At 44.1% G+C, this 18,300-nt stretch carries 19 protein-coding genes; 10 read left to right on the forward strand and 9 right to left on the reverse strand.

Annotated features, from left to right (window positions below):
* Positions 1 to 189 precede the first annotated feature (189 nt).
* The 4 genes from AEQ18_RS07005 to AEQ18_RS07020 form a co-directional block, all read right to left on the reverse strand.
* Positions 190 to 501 carry an SdpI family protein gene (locus tag AEQ18_RS07005; RefSeq protein WP_054115634.1) on the reverse strand — a complete coding sequence of 104 codons (312 nt, stop codon included), beginning with the start codon at positions 499 to 501 and terminating at the stop codon, positions 190 to 192.
* Positions 502 to 634: 133 nt separating this feature from the next.
* Entirely contained in the window at positions 635 to 1,087 is a 453-nt protein-coding gene (locus AEQ18_RS07010) for a GNAT family N-acetyltransferase (protein WP_054115635.1), read from the reverse strand.
* A gap of 30 nt (positions 1,088 to 1,117) precedes the next feature.
* Positions 1,118 to 1,582: an ImmA/IrrE family metallo-endopeptidase gene (locus AEQ18_RS07015; RefSeq protein WP_054115636.1), complete on the reverse strand. Its 465-nt coding sequence runs from the start codon at positions 1,580 to 1,582 to the stop codon at positions 1,118 to 1,120.
* A complete protein-coding gene (locus AEQ18_RS07020) occupies positions 1,575 to 1,916 on the reverse strand; it encodes a helix-turn-helix domain-containing protein (protein ID WP_054115637.1) in 342 nt (113 codons plus the stop codon). The genes AEQ18_RS07015 and AEQ18_RS07020 overlap by 8 nt, the downstream gene beginning before the upstream one ends.
* 164 nt (positions 1,917 to 2,080) lie before the next feature.
* On the opposite strand from AEQ18_RS07020, the gene AEQ18_RS07025 reads away from it, so the two are divergent.
* Positions 2,081 to 2,422 carry a hypothetical protein gene (locus tag AEQ18_RS07025; RefSeq protein WP_054115638.1) on the forward strand — a complete coding sequence of 114 codons (342 nt, stop codon included), beginning with the start codon at positions 2,081 to 2,083 and terminating at the stop codon, positions 2,420 to 2,422.
* Between the two features lie 124 nt (positions 2,423 to 2,546).
* Here AEQ18_RS07025 and AEQ18_RS07030 read toward each other — a convergent pair whose 3' ends face one another.
* On the reverse strand, positions 2,547 to 4,310 hold the full coding sequence (locus AEQ18_RS07030; RefSeq protein ID WP_054115639.1) for an ABC transporter ATP-binding protein: 1,764 nt from the start codon (positions 4,308 to 4,310) through the stop codon (positions 2,547 to 2,549).
* Between the two features lie 62 nt (positions 4,311 to 4,372).
* The gene (locus AEQ18_RS07035; protein WP_054115640.1) at positions 4,373 to 5,137 is read right to left on the reverse strand and encodes a MarR family winged helix-turn-helix transcriptional regulator; all 765 of its coding nucleotides are present in this window, start codon (positions 5,135 to 5,137) and stop codon (positions 4,373 to 4,375) included.
* A 196-nt stretch (positions 5,138 to 5,333) separates the two neighbouring features.
* On the opposite strand from AEQ18_RS07035, the gene AEQ18_RS07040 reads away from it, so the two are divergent.
* On the forward strand, positions 5,334 to 5,951 hold the full coding sequence (locus AEQ18_RS07040) for an NADPH-dependent FMN reductase (RefSeq protein ID WP_054115641.1): 618 nt from the start codon (positions 5,334 to 5,336) through the stop codon (positions 5,949 to 5,951).
* 13 nt (positions 5,952 to 5,964) lie between these two features.
* Positions 5,965 to 6,486 (forward strand): NADPH-dependent FMN reductase, encoded by a 522-nt coding sequence (locus AEQ18_RS07045; protein ID WP_054115642.1) that lies wholly within the window; start codon positions 5,965 to 5,967, stop codon positions 6,484 to 6,486.
* A 51-nt stretch (positions 6,487 to 6,537) separates the two neighbouring features.
* On the opposite strand, the gene uvrC is transcribed toward AEQ18_RS07045, so the two are convergent.
* Positions 6,538 to 8,310 carry an excinuclease ABC subunit UvrC gene (uvrC, locus tag AEQ18_RS07050; protein ID WP_054115643.1) on the reverse strand — a complete coding sequence of 591 codons (1,773 nt, stop codon included), beginning with the start codon at positions 8,308 to 8,310 and terminating at the stop codon, positions 6,538 to 6,540.
* A gap of 244 nt (positions 8,311 to 8,554) precedes the next feature.
* Here uvrC and AEQ18_RS07055 point away from each other — a divergent pair, with 244 nt between their 5' ends.
* Positions 8,555 to 9,550, forward strand: a complete 996-nt coding sequence (locus tag AEQ18_RS07055) for a YeiH family protein (RefSeq protein ID WP_054115644.1) — start codon at positions 8,555 to 8,557, stop codon at positions 9,548 to 9,550.
* Between the two features lie 89 nt (positions 9,551 to 9,639).
* Here the strand turns inward: AEQ18_RS07055 and AEQ18_RS07060 are convergent, their stop codons facing one another.
* Positions 9,640 to 10,128, reverse strand: a complete 489-nt coding sequence (locus tag AEQ18_RS07060; protein WP_054115645.1) for a GNAT family N-acetyltransferase — start codon at positions 10,126 to 10,128, stop codon at positions 9,640 to 9,642.
* Between the two features lie 101 nt (positions 10,129 to 10,229).
* Complete coding sequence (locus AEQ18_RS07065) at positions 10,230 to 11,150, reverse strand: PAS domain-containing methyl-accepting chemotaxis protein (protein WP_054115646.1); 921 nt, start codon at positions 11,148 to 11,150, stop codon at positions 10,230 to 10,232.
* A 206-nt stretch (positions 11,151 to 11,356) separates the two neighbouring features.
* Here AEQ18_RS07065 and AEQ18_RS07070 point away from each other — a divergent pair, with 206 nt between their 5' ends.
* The 6 genes from AEQ18_RS07070 to AEQ18_RS07095 all read left to right on the forward strand — a co-directional run bounded on the left by AEQ18_RS07070 (position 11,357) and on the right by AEQ18_RS07095 (position 18,273).
* Positions 11,357 to 12,319 (forward strand): alpha/beta hydrolase, encoded by a 963-nt coding sequence (locus tag AEQ18_RS07070; RefSeq protein WP_054115647.1) that lies wholly within the window; start codon positions 11,357 to 11,359, stop codon positions 12,317 to 12,319.
* A gap of 216 nt (positions 12,320 to 12,535) precedes the next feature.
* Positions 12,536 to 14,188, forward strand: coding sequence for an acetolactate synthase AlsS (gene alsS, locus AEQ18_RS07075; protein ID WP_054115648.1), 1,653 nt, complete (start codon positions 12,536 to 12,538; stop codon positions 14,186 to 14,188).
* A gap of 17 nt (positions 14,189 to 14,205) precedes the next feature.
* Entirely contained in the window at positions 14,206 to 14,922 is a 717-nt protein-coding gene (gene budA / locus AEQ18_RS07080; RefSeq protein ID WP_054115649.1) for an acetolactate decarboxylase, read from the forward strand.
* Between the two features lie 246 nt (positions 14,923 to 15,168).
* Positions 15,169 to 16,653, forward strand: coding sequence for a phytoene desaturase family protein (locus AEQ18_RS07085; protein WP_054115650.1), 1,485 nt, complete (start codon positions 15,169 to 15,171; stop codon positions 16,651 to 16,653).
* A gap of 42 nt (positions 16,654 to 16,695) precedes the next feature.
* Complete coding sequence (locus tag AEQ18_RS07090; protein WP_082348622.1) at positions 16,696 to 17,772, forward strand: glycosyltransferase; 1,077 nt, start codon at positions 16,696 to 16,698, stop codon at positions 17,770 to 17,772.
* 12 nt (positions 17,773 to 17,784) lie between these two features.
* Positions 17,785 to 18,273, forward strand: coding sequence for a hypothetical protein (locus tag AEQ18_RS07095; RefSeq protein ID WP_054115651.1), 489 nt, complete (start codon positions 17,785 to 17,787; stop codon positions 18,271 to 18,273).
* The last annotated feature ends 27 nt before the right edge of the window (positions 18,274 to 18,300 follow it).

An 18,300-nucleotide genomic window follows, 5' to 3' on the forward strand; every position in this document is an offset into this window, starting at 1 on the left:
TGTTTTATTTACTATAAAATACCTAATCTAAAAAAAGGCACTTTTTTAGCAGTTTATAGCTAATATGTTGATTTAAATTAATATTTGTGATAAATTTTACATATAGAATCAGTTTTAAACTTTTTATTATATAACTTTAACAATATCCTGAAAATTTTTACTATAATTTTAAGTGATCAATTTTGTTTATTACTTTTTATTCTTATTCTTCTTATACAACATATATTCAGTGACTACACCTGCAAGCATATAAGCGACAAGACATAAAACAGTATAGACCCCATCTCCAGTGAACCCATTCCTATTAAATAGTATTACGATTAAAACAAAAATAAACGATATAGGGAAGAAAGTTTTCTGAGCAAACCTCCAGTTTTGATCGTTAGACATACTTTGTTTAGTTCTGTAGCCGATTAGAAAATTCGGTGATGAATTTAATTTAAAAATACTCGCAAGCGATGCTAATGATGAAAGCGTTAACGTAAATAACCCGATATCCATTATTTAGTCCTCCTTGTTATAACATATATATTAATATATGTTAATTATTTCACAGAAAGGAATTGATGGTAATGTATTATGGTAAGAACAAAGAGAATTTTTTGTAAAATGACTACATAGCAGATTGGTGTCTTCAAAGCATTTTTTCGAAACAGATTGCTTCAGAACGCCCTTGGTAGGGACCATAGTTTTCGATGCGATGATAGTGATTCTTCAAATAGAAAGCCACTGCAGCAGTATTGATCGTACGTGTTTCGCACACCAGCCTCAAATAGCCATTCTGTCTGGCCACCCCTTCAAGATGCTGCAATAGCTGACTGCCGTCTCCGGTTTTATTGGGACGGGTATAAATTCTTTTCAATTCGGCAGTGTCTGCATCCCTACGTTGCAATGAACCACAAGCTGCAGGAAGCTGATGCCGATAAGCGACGACAAAGTAACTTCCAGGTTCAGACATCGTATTTGGAAGAAAGTGACGCTGACCATTGTTCCCCGTGACGCTGGTCAAAATAGCGGACAACTCGCCCAACAATAGTTGGGCATCTGGGGTTGCAGGCGATTGTTCGCTAAATCGCAAAGTATTCATAGCAGAACTCCCTCCATAACATATCAAGAATCAAAATGTCTTGACCACTTCGATCGTTCCATCAATATGGAAAAACAGCGTATAATTGTCTTCTGTTTTGATGCCATCAAAACGGCGGGCATAGTATGTGATCGCGTCTTTTAGGGTTTGTGGCGGTACTGCTAAAAAAGCAGCGCAGTCCATTAATGTTGTGCAACCTTCTTCGAAACAGCGAATGATATCATAAGGAGAAACAACAATGGCCGACCCAATGGCGCGGGCTTTGTGTTCTTGCTTTCGCTTTTCATTGGTATCTTGTGCGGTAATGTCGCCGGCACTGGTCAAATAATGGCCAATTTCTTCTCCCAGTGTCTGTAACAGCTCTTCTTGTGACTGGTCAGGATTGAGATAAACGTGGTGGTCAATGTACAACCCTTGTTGTCCAGCAGGCATATTTTTGTCAAAGACAAAAGCCAAATCTGGATAAGCGGCCATCAGTTCTTCCACTTTATCCATGCACATCATTCCTTTTACTGTGGCGTTGTTTGATAAATTCGATATAACTGACGATATCATCCATTTGTTCATCTGTCACATCTTCATCGATATGGGCAGCCACTGTTTGTGCTTTAACAGATTGCGGCTGGAACTGCTGATCAGGTCGGCCCAAAAGAAAATCAGTCGATACGTGGAAAATCTCGGCTAATTTCACGATCGTCGTGCCATCAGGTTCATTTCGATCATTTTCAAAATGTGAATAGGCACCGCGACTAATGCCTAATTGTGCTGCAATCTGTTGTTGCGTTTGATTAGATCGCAAGCGCAATGTCTTAAGACGTGCCCCTAGCATACGTCAACGCCTCCTTTTTTTGTTAGTATACCATATTCGATATGAAATGTATCTATTCGATATAAAAAGATACATAAAATATCTATATCTGTTGACGATACGATTCGTATCTTTTATACTACCTTTATAGAGATACGTTTTGTATCGAAGGGGGTAGAAAGGATATGGAAGCATCCGTTTACACGGTCATAATCCCAGCACTTATCACTGGTCTGGTGACATTCTTTGCGGCCAAGGTATCAAGTAAAGCTTCGCTGGAACAAACCAACATCGACAATGCCCAAAAGTTGTATCATAAATATGAAACAATGAATCAAGAGTTGACCGTCAAATTGGCACATATAGAAGCAGAAAATCAACGACTAGACCAACAATACCAGCAGCATTTGGCTGTCTACCAAAGTAAACTGGCTGAGACAAGTAGTGAAAGAGATTTTTTGAAATTAGAGAACCAGCATTTGATGCAGCAGTTGCAAAAGCAAGAGAAAGGTACATCTAGTGGATAAAGTATAAAAAAAGCGTGATCCTCCCGGTCGGCAATTGCAAAAGACGACGTACATCTTTGCAAGTACCGATCGTGAGGATCACGCAATAGGTGTCAGCAGTGGTATCCAATGGATAGAAGAGGGATTATTGGACCATCTGCTCGTTGACATAGGTGGCATAAAGAGGGTGTGCATCAATAAGTTCTCGATGACGCCCTTGTCCGGTCACATGGCCATTTTCGATAAAATAGATTTGATCTGCATCAACGATGGTTGACAAGCGATGGGCAATCACTAAAGTCGTTCGTCCAGTCATCAGATGGTCAAGGGCCCGTTGGACTTTTTCTTCAGATTGCGAGTCAAGACTAGCCGTTGCTTCATCTAACATCAAAATTTTCGGGTCTCTTAAAAAGGCACGGGCAATGGCAATACGTTGCTTTTGGCCACCGGATAGTTTGACGCCCCGCTCCCCAATTTCCGTATCGAGTTGTTGAGGGAAATCATGCACAAATTGATCGGCATAAGCCAAAGACAACCCTTGCCATAGTTCGTCGTCAGTTAATGTTCGTTGCAAGCCATATTGCAAGTTGTCGCGAATCGTACCTGCAAATACTGCACTGTCTTGTGACACGTAGCCAATTTGGCTGCGCCAGTCTTGTAAGTTGACCGTGGTGATGGCTTGATCACCGATCTTGATTTCTCCGCTAGTTGGTTCATAAAAGCGTTCAAGTAAAGCGAAAATCGTTGATTTTCCGCCACCGCTAGGACCAGCAAAAGCAATCACGCTATTGGGTTTCGCCTCGAAGGAAATGTCGGTCAAAATCGGTCTGGTTGAATCATAACTGAAGTTGAGATGCTGTACGGATAAAGTGGCACCTTCTACTAGGGCTTTTTCTTGACCATGGATAGGTTCGATGGCGGTATTTAAAATCTCTTGGATACGTTCTGTAGCACCCATCGCTTTTTGGACTTGTGAAAAAAACAGCGCAAAAGTTGTGACAGGGGCAATAATGTTGAACAGGTAAAGCAAGAATGCCACCAATGCGCCACTTGTTAATGTTCCAGCTTGTACCCGCACTGCGCCATACCCTAGAATACCAACAAATAGACCCAACATCGCGGTCATCATGACTGGTTGTAAAACAGCTTCCACTTTGGCATCTTTGACACCAAGGGTGAAGATGTTGCTGATGAAGCGGTGACCGTTTGCTTGTTCGCTTTTTTCGCCATTGCTGGATTTGATCAAACGGATTTCACCCAGCTTCTCACTAGCGTCAGCATTGAAATCAGCCGTGGCTGCTTGAAGCTGACGGCCTAACTTGGACATGATCTTGCCAATCGGCAGCATGATCAAGGCAATCAAAGGAACCGCGCTGAACATGATCGCAGCCATTTTCCAGTCCATCCAAAATAAGATCGCCATGGAGCCAATCAATTGGATCGATCCGGTCACAAAACTTGGAAACTGAGAGGTGACCAATTCTTTGATGACAGTTGTATCGTTGACCAAGCGAGAACTGCTCTCCCCAGATTTATGGGCATCAAAATACCCAACAGGTAAGTGAAGCAGATGTGTCCATAGTCGTTCTCGTAAAGTTTGCACGGCACTTTCTCCCACGTAACGAAGGAGGAAGCCGCCTAATGTACCTAAACCTAATTGGAGGGCAAATGCCAGAATCAATACAATCAACATGTGACGATCAAAAGTGGCAGTCCCGCTGTTATCCACCAAACCTTTTGTCAATTGTGGGACGATCAAACTAGCACCGCTTGTGATCAGGCTTAGCACCATCCCTAGAATGAAAAGGGATTTTTTTGGATTCACACTAACGATCAATCGGATAAAGTCTTTCATTTTAAATGAACCATTCGCTTGTGGTAATGTTGTCAATCTTGCTTCTTGTTGCATGTTTTTCTTCCTTTCCTTTTGACGTCAAACGCCAAAAGTCTTCCTTCCTTCACTTGGTGCAATTAAAAATCTTGCCATTCATCTTGAGGTGTATGATCTGTATCACGGTTTTGCTTTGTTTTGTCAGAACCATTGAAGTCTTGACCTTTAAAGAAAGGGTGTTGGCCCCATCCTTGACGACAGTCTTGATTGCGTCCGCCAAAAGGATGGCCACCATGCATACCCGGACGACCGCGAAATGGCATTTGACGCATGGCTTCTTTCATTTGCTTTTTCATGGCTCGGCGTTCTTCATTACTCATCTCTTGCCAGTTGCCGCCCCATTGATCCATCATGGCTTCTCGCATCCCTTGCATCGCTTGGAAACGGTCCATAGGATCTACAAAGCGTTCCGCTTGTTCTTGAAAATCCTTCTCCCAACCGGCAGCAATTTTTTCAAGTAATGCTGCAAAAGTGGCTTGTTCTTCTTCTTGTAAGCCGCTAAAGAAGGTTTCACTAGAAGTTGCTTCTTTTTGGGCAGTCAGCGTGTCCGCTTTCTCACGGCCGGCATCTGTAAGGAAAATCCGTTTGCTCCGTTTGTCTTCTGGGTCTTCTTTACGCTGGATCTCCCCATTATTTTCCATTTTTTTCAGCAATTCTGCCAAAGAACTAGGACGTAGATCCAAGACTTCTGCTAAATGGTTTTGTACCAAGCCATCTTCTAATTTCAAAATCGCCAATACCCGCTGTTGGCCAGTTAGACGTTGTTTGCGTTGACTCATAAAGGCATTGCTTGCTTCACTGATAAAGCGTAATTGTTTCATCAAATCATCGGTTGTTTTAGACATTGAAAACACTCCTTTTTATTTATCGTTCGGTACCTAACGATATTGTGTGTTCAGTATAGTTCGGTACCGAACGAATGTCAACAATAAATTTAAAAAAATTTTTCTAACAAAAAGTAAGCAAAATGATTGACTTACAAAAAGTAAGTTGGTAGACTGAGCACATTGTTAAAGAAATGATAAAAAAGGAGTAAACACGATGGTATTTGGATTTGGCAAGAAAGAACCGCAAGTGATTGAAAAAGAAGTGACGAAAGAAATTTTTGTGACAAAGGAAAAGAAGAAAGCCCAGCATATTGGTATTATTGTTGGCAGTACAAGAGAAGGTCGTGTGAGTCCACAAGTCGCTGATTATATTTTAGAAACAGCAAAGGCCCATAGTGACCGCACATATGAAATAATCGATATCAAAGCCTACGATCTGCCATTTATGGGTACAGGAACACCGAATCAGGCGTGGAATGACAAAATCGCAGCCATGGATGGCTATATCTTTATTGTACAAGAATATAATCACGGGCTATCCGCCGCGCTAAAAAATGCGCTGGATAGTGCGAGGGAAGAATGGTTCAACAAAGCAGCTGGGATCGTAAGTTATGGCTCTGCGGGCGGCATTCGCGCCACTGAACAAGTACGATTGATCCTAGCAGAACAAAAAGTCGCAACGGTGCGTACCAATCCGGCATTCAATTTATTCACTGATTTTGAAAATTTTGCAGACTTTAAGCCAGGGCCGCATATGACTGCTGGCGTGAATGATATGTTAACGGAATTGCTTGATTGGGCAGATGTATTTGCAGATCGTGCAGAAGGATAAGGAGGAAACAAACATGAAATTCGGCATTATTTTAGGCAGCACAAGAGAAGGACGCGTGAGTCCGCAAGTAGGGGAATATATTCAATCTATCGCTGCGCAAAGAACACAACACAGCTTTGAAATCGTAGATGTGAAGGATTTTAACCTGCCATTTATGGGCACAGATGCACCAAATACCGCTTGGAATGACAAAATTGCAGCCCTTGACGGCTATATCTTCATCGTTCAAGAATACAATCATGGTTTTGCGGCTTCATTGAAAAATGCCGTCGACAGTGCGAGAGAAGAATGGTTCGATAAAGCAGCGGGGATCGTGAGTTACGGTTCTGGCGGCGGGATCCGCGCAGCAGAACAATTACGAACCGTTTTAGCAGAACAAAAAGTCGCGACGGTACGTACCAATCCAGCATTCAATTTATTTACCGATTTTGATCAGTTCACCGTCTTCAAACCTGGTGAACATATGCAAGCTGGTGTGAATGATATGCTAGATGAATTGACCGCATGGTCAAAAGCCTTTGCAACGATTCGCTAACCATCTGAATCAAAAGACCTTATCCATTATAAAACGGATAAGGTCTTTTCTTTATGTGTTCAATTTGGCTAAAACTGTTTCAGCCACAGCTTGAGGAATCCCGGCTGCTTGAATATCTGCAACAGACGCTGCTTGAATATTTTTCAGTGATTTGAACGTCTTCATCAGTTGCTGCTTCCGTTTTGGCCCAAGGCCTGGAATTTCATCTAATTTAGAAGAAAAGCTGTTTTTACTGCGCAATTGGCGATGGAAAGTAATCGCAAAGCGATGGACTTCATCTTGGATGCGTTGCAGCAAAAAGAATTCAACTGAATTGCGTTCTAAATGGATAGGATCCAAAAATTCGCCAAAAATCAGCTCGCTGGTTTTATGTTTGTTGTTTTTGACCAATCCAGCTACAGGGATGTCGATGCCGAGTTGATCATGCAGGACTTCTTGAGCGGCCCCGACTTGCGCTTTCCCGCCATCGATCACGATCAAATCTGGGAAGGGCAGGCTTTCTTTCAAGACCCGCGAGTAGCGACGGTAGATGACTTCTTGCATGGAGCCATAATCATCGCCGCCTTGCGCCGTTCGGATCTTATATTTTCGGTAGTCATCTTTAAATGGTTTGCCATCAACAAAGACCACCATGGCTGAAACTGGATCCGTTCCCATGATATGAGAATTATCGAAGGCTTCGATCCGATAAGGTGCTGGAATCCCCATTGCCTCTCCTAGCCGGTCGACAGCCCCGATCGTCCGTTCTTCGGTCCGTTCGATCAGCGCAAATTTTTGTGCCAAAGCGATGTGGGCGTTTTTGGTGGCTAAATCCACGAGTTTCTTCTTGTCGCCACGTTGGGGCTGTAATACTTTGGTTGCTAATAAAGCTTCTAAGGGTTCAGCTTCTATATGCTGCGGAACGAAGACTTCTTTCGGGATAAAATGTTCGTTTTTTTGATAAAATTGCCCGACAAAAGTCAAGAAGTCTTCTTCAGCTTCATTATAAAAGGGAAACAATGACACTTCCCGTTCAATCAGTTTTCCTTGGCGAATAAAAAAGACTTGGACACACATCCATCCCTTGTCCACACTGTACCCGAAGACATCGCGGTCCATTAGATCGGTCAACGTCATTTTTTGGCGGGTCATTACGGTATCGATAGCTTGGATCTGATCCCGTAATTCAGCAGCCCGCTCGAAAGACAAGGTGTCTATCGCGGCGGCCATTTTTTCTTGCAGGTCTTTCAAAATATCGACATGACCGCCATGGAAGAAATGTTTGACTTGATCAACGATTTTCTGATATTCCTTAGGATCCGTATCATGGACATAAGGACAGACACACTGGCCCAAATGATAGTACAGGCAAGGTCTTTTTTGAGAAGGACCGCATTTTCGCAAAGGAAACAAGCGATCTATGACTTTTTTTGTTTCATTGGCTGCCCGTGCATCTGGATAAGGACCAAAGTACAACGCACCATCTTTTAGTACTTTTCGGGTAATGATCAACCGTGGGTAGCGTTCTTTTGTGACCTTAATAAAGGGATAGGATTTATCATCCTTCAACATAATGTTGTATTTGGGTTTGTTTTTTTGGATCAAATTGATTTCAAGCAACAACGCTTCGGTATTGGACTCAGTGACAACATACTCGAAATCATTGATTTCTTGTACCAATCGTTCTGTTTTGGTATCGTGACTGCCAGTAAAGTAGGAACGTACACGATTCTTTAGTATTTTGGCTTTCCCGACATAGATGATCGTGCCGTTTTTGTCTTTCATCAAATAACAGCCAGGTTGATCCGGCAGCAAGGCCAATTTGTTTTTGATTTGCTCGTTCATGTGGACGTCCTTTCTTCTATATAGCAATCAGGGAATCTCTTCACTCCGGACAATCACGTCACAAGTAAGGGGAACGTAAGAGCCCGTTTATGCACTCTTCATTGTAGCACAATTTTCTTTAGAAACAATGAATTGCTTCATGCAGCAACCAGAATTCTGTGATCTGTAATAAAAAATTAACGATTGATTTCGTCCGTCCATTTTGGCTGGTATCGTGTATAATAAATGCTAAATGGAAGGATGGATGTCATTGAGTTGGGTTGGAAAAAAAGGATGGCTGCCAGGGCTTTTTTTGGCAGTGATTGTGGCAGCGGTGGCTAAATTCGCTGCAGAATGGGTACCGCAGATTGGCGGCGCAACGATTGCGATTTTGTTAGGCATTATTCTAGGAAATACGTATTTCAAACAATCTGTCTATCAACAAGGAACCAAATTTGCAGAAAGCCGCTTATTGGAATATTCGGTGGTCTTATTAGGGTTTACAGTAACCTTTCAAACGATCAGTGAAATGGGGTTAAAAGGGTTTGTCTTTATCCTATTGATGATGAGTATCGTGATCACGTCAGCAATATTGATCGGGAAAAAATTGGGCTTTAGTCAAACGATGGCCATGATGATGGCTGGGGGAAATGCGGTCTGCGGGTCATCAGCGATTGGTGCTATTGCACCTGCGATCAATGCAGATGACGAAGAAAAAGGCCAGATCATTACCCTGGTGAACTTACTGGGTACGGTCATGATGTTGACCTTGCCATTTCTCGGACTAGCTCTCTACGGAGAAGATCTATTGGCGAAAAGTGCCTTGCTTGGCGGGACCTTGCAATCGGTCGGACAGGTCGTGGCGGGCGCAAGCTTGTTGGATGGTGACGTGGTCAAGTATGCCATGCTCTTTAAGATCACCCGCATCATCTTGCTGACACTTGTCGTTCTGCTCTTTAAAAAAATGGCGAAGAACACGTCGCAAGGCACCAGTAAGAAAACCTTGCCGATTCCATGGTATGTCTTAGGTTTTCTGGGTATTTGTATCTTGAACAGCTTTACCGAGCTACCCAATTGGCTAAGTCAGACTGCACAATTTGTCAGCGGCTGGTTTGAAACAACAGCGCTGGCAGCGATTGGTCTACGGCTAGATTTCAGGAAATTCTTGAATGAAGGACCGCGTTTTTTGTATTATGGTTTATCGGTAGGCGCAGTGCAGACAGGCGCGGCAGTAGTGTTGATTTGGCTGTTGAATATCTAAAGACATAGAAAAAAAGTTTCTCCAACGAGATGTAGGGTTGGGAGAAACTTTTTTCATATCACTATAATGGGCATCCTCTTGCAAGTTGATTAATTTAGAAGATGTTTCACAAAAAAACGATCCATCGTTGTATGCTGCGTGTGCTGTAAAGGTCCATCAATCTCTATATAGCCCGCCTTTTGATACACGTGGAGGGCAACCGAAAGCAGATGATGGGTTTCAAGGTACAGTTGTTGATACCCCAATTCTTGAGCACTTGCTTCGATGGTTTGTAGCAAAGAATAGCTGAGCCCCAACCCTTTTGCTGCAGGACTGAGATAAAATTTTTGCAACTCAGCGATTTTTTTGGTTTGGTCATAAGGCGCATAACCACCGCCGCCTAGCACACCAAGCGCTGCATCCGTGATGGTGAAGTAATTGGCCATCGGTTGTGCATAGAATGTACTCAAATGATCTAGTTCAGGATCAAAATAAGCTGTTCCAGGCAGGTCCAACTGGTGATCTGCCAAATTTTGGCGGATGATCGCGGCTAAAAATGGATCGTCGTTGGGGTCGATCAAACGTATCGTCGGCTGCATTGTTGTTGTCCTCCTGTAAAATAGGTTAGTTACAGTGTATCACACCAACTGAATTCTGATAGCGATGATTCGCAGGTTATTCCGCAGTTAATGTTGTAGAATCAGGATGTCAACTCACTTTCCTTCATCAAAAAACGTGCTTCGTCCTTCAGTAGTCCGGCAGTTTCCTGCAACTGGTTATACGACTTCAATACATCCAGCAAGTGTTGTTGTGAAGCATGCAACGTTTCTTTTGTGGCTTCTGAGCTGGTCAAAACCAAACCCGCTTCAGCGTTGATTGCATGTAATGCTGACTCGATCGACTGGGTCAATTGTTTGGTTTGTTCTGCCAATTTTTGCATTTCATCGGTTACCACCCGAAAGCCAGCCGCTTGTTCGCCGATTCGTGCGGTTTCGATGGCCGCATTAAAGGAAAGCAGTTTGGTTTGTTGGGCAATGCGGTTGATGTCCTGCAAGACATGTGTGACTTCTTGAATCTCTGTTTCTAGATTTTGGGTCGTCTGTTGACTTTGATCGGACAGCACGTTGACTTGCGTGAGGTTTGCTGATAGCAGATTCACTTGCTGGTGACCCGTATCAGATAAACGGTTCAATACAGCCGCACTTTCTTGGACTTTTTTGACGGTCACGGCCAAAGTCGTTTCCCGCTGGGTAATATCAAAAGCAATCTTGACCACGTGGATCGCTTCCTGGTTTTCATCGAGAACTGGGAAATAGACACCTTCTAAAATCAATGTTTCTCCTTGCTTGTTTCGGCGGATGATCTTGTCTTGGAAACTTTTTTTGGTATCAAGAAGCTGAAACCAAAAGTCCTGGTAGGCTTGACTATTGGCATATGCATCTTCACAAAAAATCTTGTGTGGCAGACCGATGATCTCCTCTGTGGAATAGCCGAGTACGTCGGCCATGATCTCATTGGCAAAAACCACTTGTTTGTTGGTATCAAAGACAATCACTGCGAGTTCTTTAAATATGGCCTTAAGTAAATGGTCGTTCTGATTTCCTGCTAATGTAAAATTCATCGAGGTTTCACCTTTCTATTTGGGAAGTCTTCCTTCACGCGTCCTCCAATTATCGGTTGAGAACAGATGTCATTTAAGAGGTTTCTTGAAAAATATTTTGCTTTTTAATAGAAAGTTCGAAAATCTTGACTAAAAGCAAGTTGTTTTGATTATAGACGCACAGATGATAGGCTAATAATAGAATAAAAAAAGAAGGAGCGTATCTTATGACAGACAGAATTTCATTAGAACAAGCAGCTATCGATTTTAGCGAGGAAAATGCAGCCCATCCCCGGATCTATGAATTACCCCCTGAAGAAGGCCGGGCCTTGTTGGAAAAAGTCCAAGAAACCCCAGTCGAGACATATGCTGCGGTAGTCGAAGATCAACAAGTGGATACCGGCGAATGGGGCACGATCAATGTCCGCTTTGTCCGTCCTGAAGGCAACCATGCTATTTTGCCTGTCATCTATTATCTCCATGGGGCAGGTTGGGTCTTTGGCAGTGCGAAGACGCATGATAAATTGATCCGAGAACTGGCTGTGCGGACCAATTCTTTGGTGATTTTTCCAGAGTATAGTCGTTCCCCTGAAGCCAAATATCCAACAGCGATCGAACAGAATTATGCTGTCTTGCAACAGCTGCCAGGTTTTGTTGAAACAAAAGGCATTGACTTGAGTCGTTTGACCGTGGCGGGGGACTCAGTAGGTGGGAACATGGCAACCGTGATGGCGCTTTTGACAAAATCTAGAGGTGGGATTCCGATTGGCCAGCAACTCTTATTCTACCCAGTCACAGATGCCAACTTTGATACACCTTCGTATCAAGAATTTGGCGAAGGCTATTATTTGACCAAAGAAGGGATGCAGTGGTTCTGGGATCAGTACACGACTGACGAGGCGGCCCGTAATGAAGTGACAGCTTCACCCTTACGAGCCACCGCTGAAGCCCTCACTGATCTGCCGCCTGCGTTGATCATTACAGGCGAAGCCGATGTGTTGAGAGATGAAGGCGAAGCGTATGCCCAACATTTACGAGAGGCTGGTGTGGAAGTAACACAAGTGCGGATGCAAGGAATCATTCATGATTTCGCGATGGTCCATGCGTTAGATCAAACCAATGCAGCGCGTGGTGCGATGGATCTAGCCACTACATGGATCAATCAAAAAAATCATCCAGAGGCCAAATAATTCAATCCTTTTATAGAAAAAAATCGTCGATCATCGGCGATTTTTTTTTGCTTATGGGTGGCAAACAGATGCTTAGTCTAGCAAGTATGGAACCGTTATCGATAAAACGCTCACTTTTTTAATACAGTTTTAAATAGTTGTTTTTTGTTGATAAATAAATAAAAAGTGCTATTATTTTATTTGTGAGTAATACAGTTATCGAAAAGAGGTAATACAGTGAGTAAAAAAGGATCAGAATTAATTGTTGAAAGTTTGGAAAACCATCATGTCCCTTATATTTTTGGGATCCCTGGTGCAAAAATCGATGGTGTCTTCGATGTATTAGCGGATCATGGGCCAGAATTGATTTTGGCAAGACATGAACAAAATGCTGCTTTCATGGCGCAAGCCATTGGCCGCTTGACAGGGGAGCCAGGTGTGGTGATTGCAACGAGCGGACCGGGTGCCAGCAATTTGGCCACTGGACTGGTCACTGCAACAGCAGAGGGGGATCCTGTATTGGCAATTGCTGGTCAGGTCAAACGTTCTGATCTATCTAAATTGACCCATCAAAGCATGAACAATGCCGCACTCTTTGCACCAATAACTAAGTTCAGCAGTGAAGTCCAAGATCCAGAAACATTATCAGAAAGCATTGCGAATGCATTTCGTATTGCAAAGACAGCCAAAAAAGGTGCCAGCTTTTTGTCGATCCCACAAGATGTGACCGATGGCTTTGCTGAAGGTGCAGCGATCGAACCTTTGTCTGCGCCGAAACTAGGTCCAGCGGATCAAGCCGATATTGAGATGTTGGCAGAACGAATCCATGAAGCCAAATTACCTGTTTTGTTGCTAGGTATGCGGGCAAGTGGTATCAAAGAAACGCAAGCGATTCGCCATTTGGTGGCGAAGACAGGCTTACCCGTTGTCGAAACATTCCAAGGTGCAGGCATTATCTCGCGGGAATTAGAAGCCCATTTCTTTGGACGGGTTGGACTATTCCGCAATCAACCAGGAGATATGTTGTTGAAGCGCAGTGATTTGGTGATTGCTGTGGGCTACGATCCTATCGAATATGAGGCCCGTAATTGGAATGCTGAAAAAGATGCCCGTGTGATCGTGATCGATGAAGTGCCTATGGAGATCGATCCTTTTATGCAACCAGAAGTTGAATTGATGGGCAGTATCGCTAAAATCAGTGAACAACTTGCACAAACCATGACAGGGGATCAATTGTCAGAGGATGCGCGGACGTATTTGCAGGCGTTGCAAGAGAAACTCAAACAACAACCACCAATCAAAGAAGGGCAAGCACAAACCGTGCATCCTTTAGAAATCATTGATGTGTTACAACAAGAAGTCACTGATGATATGACAGTCACCGTTGATGTCGGCAGCCATTATATATGGATGGCCCGCCATTTTCGCAGCTATGAACCACGGCACTTATTGTTCAGTAACGGCATGCAAACGTTAGGTGTTGCATTGCCATGGGCCATTTCAGCAGCCTTGGTTCGACCAAATACACAAGTGATCTCGATTTCTGGTGATGGTGGGTTCTTGTTTTCAGCACAAGAGTTGGAAACAGCCGTTCGTTTGAAGCAATCGATCATCCATTTGATTTGGAACGATGGGACGTATAACATGGTCAAATTCCAAGAAGAAATGAAATATGACCGTGCATCAGGCGTAGATTTCGGGCCGGTAGACTTTGTCAAATATGCGGAAGCATTTGGTGCCAAAGGGCTGCGGGCAACCACGAAACAAGAATTAATTGCTGCAATCGAAGAAGGACTGGCGACAGATGGACCGGTCATCATTGATATTCCTGTCGATTATTCCGATAATGTGGCATTGGGCAAAACGATTTTGCCAGATCAATTTTATTAAGAACAGGAGGAATCATCTTGAAGGTACAAAGCAAAAGCTATCTTTACCAACATGGGACATTAGGCGGCTTGATGCAAGATCTGATGGAAGGGACGGAGCAGATTGGCCGCTTATTGGATGACGGCGATACTGGGATCGGCACGTTAGCTGGTTCAGATGGCGAAGTGATCATATTAGACGGCCAGATTTACCATGTGGATCAAACCGGCGACGTGCGTCAATTGACAGGTGCCGAAAAAACACCGTATGCCGCAGTGACCACATTTGCCCCCAATAAGCAGGTGGCGATCCATACTGAAACAAATAGTGATGGGGTCAAAGAACGTATTCTGGCACAGGTGAGTCCCAATTTATTTACGGCTGTCAAAATGCGCGGGGTCTTCTCTAACATCCATGTGCGGGTGGCACCGAAACAAACCAAGCCCTATCCGAAATTTGTTGAGATCATCGACAATCAACCAGAATTCCAAAGGACTGATGTAGCGGGAACCATTGTGGGCTTTTTTACACCCCAATTATTTCATGGTGCTGCAGCGGCTGGTTTTCACTGGCATTTTTTAAGTGATGATCATCAGTTTGCAGGCCATGTCCTAGATTTCGACTTGGCTGCCGGTGAAATCGAGTTGATGGAACTGGCAGAGTTTCGCCAACACTTTCCCATCGATGATGCCGACTTTTTGCAACGAGAAATCGATGTGGCGGGTATTGCGAAAGATATCCAATTAGCGGAATAAGGCGGCCTCTTTGGTGTCTGCTTTGTTCTATACAACGAAATAGGTAAACGCAAGGACACCCAGTGAACTAACGGGTGTCCTTTTTTCTTCTGGCCAAAGCGTGCTGCATCATGGATTCTTATCGCCGTGGTAGAATGAATGAACGATACTATGACAGATAAACAAGACGCATCCACGGCCTATGTGTGGTGTGGAAGAATAAAGTAAGATGCCTAATAAAGGCACGTAGGCAGAAAGAGGCAAATGATGGCAGACAAAAAAACAACTATTTTAGTGATCGGTGGTGGCCTGGGTGGGTTGTCCGCAGCAGTTTCTTTGACGCAAGCAGGCTATCAAGTCACCGTAGTGGAAAAAAATCACCATTTAGGCGGAAAACTGAATCATTTGAAGACAGCAGATTTTGGCTTTGATTTGGGTCCGTCTATTTTGACGATGCCCCAGATATTCGACAGATTGTTCACGGAGAGTCAGCGGCAAATGAAAGATTATGTACCGATTCGCCGTCTGCCCCTCGAATGGCGCTCCTTTTTTCCCGACGGCAGCAAGATCGACCTATATGGCGACCTGTCGCGCATGGCACAAGAAAATCCTGATTTAAACGCCAAAGACATGGAAGAATATCGCACGTTTTTGGCCTATGCCAAGGGAATTTACGATTTGACGGAAGAAGGCTATTTCGCGGAAGGTTTTGATCAGGCAAAAGATGTCTTGCGGCATCATGGCATCGTGCGTGCATTGAAAGGCTTCGATTATTTTTCCACGATGCAAGAGGCAATCGACAAACGGGTCAGCAATCCTCATATGCGGGATATGCTAGGGTATTTCAGTAAATATGTGGGGTCTTCGCCTTATGATGCCCCAGCAGTTTTGAATATGATGAGTTATATGCAGCATGCCCAAGGGATATGGTATGTACCTGGCGGCATGCAGCATCTTGCGCAAGGCATCGTACAATTAGCCAAAGAAATTGGCGTTACTTTTATCACCGGTCAGAAAGTCACGAAATTAGACACCCAAGATCAACAAGTAACAGCGGCGTATTTGGCGGATGGCCGACGATTGACGGCAGACATTTTTGTGTCAAATATGGAGGTCATTCCAGCGTATCAGCAATTGTTATCCGAGGAAATCTCTGCAAAAGTGCAGCAGAAATTCGAACCCGCCAGCTCTGGCTTTGTCTTGCATCTAGGGGTCAAAGGAGAATATCCGCAGTTGGCGCATCATAACTTTTTCTTTTCGGAAGCAGCACAAACGAATTTTGACCAAAACTTCCATGACCACCGATTGCCAGACGATCCAACGATTTACTTAGTGAATGTCAATAAGACAGACCCTAGTCAAACGATTCCTGGACATGAAAATCTAAAAATCTTGCCCCATATTCCCTACTTGCAAGATTCTCCATTCACTGAAGCAGAATATGCTGCTTTTCGCACACGCATTCTAGAGAAGTTGGAGCGGATGGGTTTGACGGATCTGCAAAAAAATATCGTTTTTGAAGATCGATGGACACCAGCAGATATCGAAGCCCAATATGCCTCTCATCGTGGTGCAATTTATGGTACTGTTTCTGATCGGAAACAAAACCATGGCTTCAAGCATCCGAAGCACAGCGAGAAATACGATAACCTGTACTTTGTCGGCGGCACAGTCAATCCTGGTGCTGGGATGCCGATGGTGACATTGAGCGGACAGCAAGTGAGCCGAATGATCACCCAGCGCAAACGTTAATTAGTGGTGTATAGACAATTTGAAAAAAGGAGGCTGATCAAGATGTACCTCTGGCTTGTAGGTTGGTTGTTGGCCTGGTTCAGTGGCTGGCTAGTGTTTGGCCGACGTGGGTACGTACCCAAAGACACAACGGCGGACATGCCTGATCGTCTATCGATCATTATTCCTGCCCGAAATGAAGCGGCTAACTTGCCCCAGTTGTTTCGATCACTGCAAGCCCAACAGATCGACATCCATGAAGTGTTAGTGATCGATGATGGATCGACAGATCAAACTCAGGCTGTGGCACAGCGCTTCGGGGCAACCGTATTGGCGACAAAAACCGATCAGCCCGGCAAAGCTGCCGCATGTTGGCAAGGGGCACAAGCGGCGACTGGCACATTGCTGCTGTTTCTTGATGCCGATACAACATTTTTGACAACAGAAGGACTTGCCCGGATCGTGACAGCTTTTCAGAACAAAGGCAACCAAGGACTCATGAGTGTTCAGCCTTATCATCACGTGCCAAAAGTCTATGAGCAACTCTCTTATGTCTTTAACGTTGTCCTCATGGCTGGCTTGAACAGATTTTCTGTCTTTGGTGAATCAGTCAAAGCAGGTGGTGCGTTTGGTCCATGTCTTCTGTGTACGAAACAGGCATATCAAGAAGTATCTGGCCATCAGGATATGGCACTAGGGATTTTAGACGATATCGCCTTGGCCAAACGATTTATGGCGGCTCAAATGCCGATCCATTTGTATAGTGGTCGTGGGCTGCTGGCTTTTCGCATGTATCCTAATGGGTTCAAACAATTGATCCAAGGTTGGACCAAAGACTTCGCCACAGCTGCTCAAGTCACGAATCCGGGACTGCTGGCGGGGATCATTCTTTGGCTCATCGGCAATAGCACGATCCCCTGTGTTGGCCTGCGCTACTCGTGGCCCATTGCAGCAGTCTGTTACGCAGTCTTTTATGGACAAAACGTCTATTTTGCCAAACGCGTGGGGACTTTTCGTAGGGACTTGCTCATCTTGTTTCCAGGCTATTTCTGTTTTTTTCTTTGTCTATTTGCCTGGTCGGCGATCCAGACCTATATCCGAAAATCAGTTGTCTGGAAAGACCGCAAAATCCATCTTTAGGAGGGAAATCAGATGTTGATCATCACGCAACCTATTATGCTGTTGCTAGTAGATATTTTGGCATGGGGTTGTTTGCATCTCGGTATTTCTTGGGGAATACGTCAAGTGCCGTTGGCTTTTTTCGCGGCACATGCGGCATGGTTTCGTTCATTCTCTTTTGAAAAAGAAGGGAAGTTTTGGCAAACGTATTTCCGCGTCGCACGATGGAAAGACCGCCTGCCGGAAGGGACGCAAATCGACAGCCGCGGATTTGATAAGTCGCGTATGACAAAGAGAAAAGAGGGCGCGTATCTTTATCAGTTCATGTTAGAAACTTGTCGTGCAGAACTGACACACTGGTTGCTGCTCTTTGCCGCAGGGGTGTTTTTCTTATGGAACCCAATGTGGGCAGCACTGCTCAATTGTGTCTATGCACTCCTTGTCAATCTGCCGTTTATTTTGATCCAACGCTACAACCGACCACGTGTGCGAAGGCTCTATCACAGATTTTCGGCGATGTAAACAAGCGCATCTCTTCAAGAGAATTGA

Origin of the sequence: Enterococcus sp. RIT-PI-f (genome assembly GCF_001297065.1) — a bacterium.
Taxonomy (GTDB): Bacteria; Bacillota; Bacilli; order Lactobacillales; family Enterococcaceae; genus Enterococcus_D.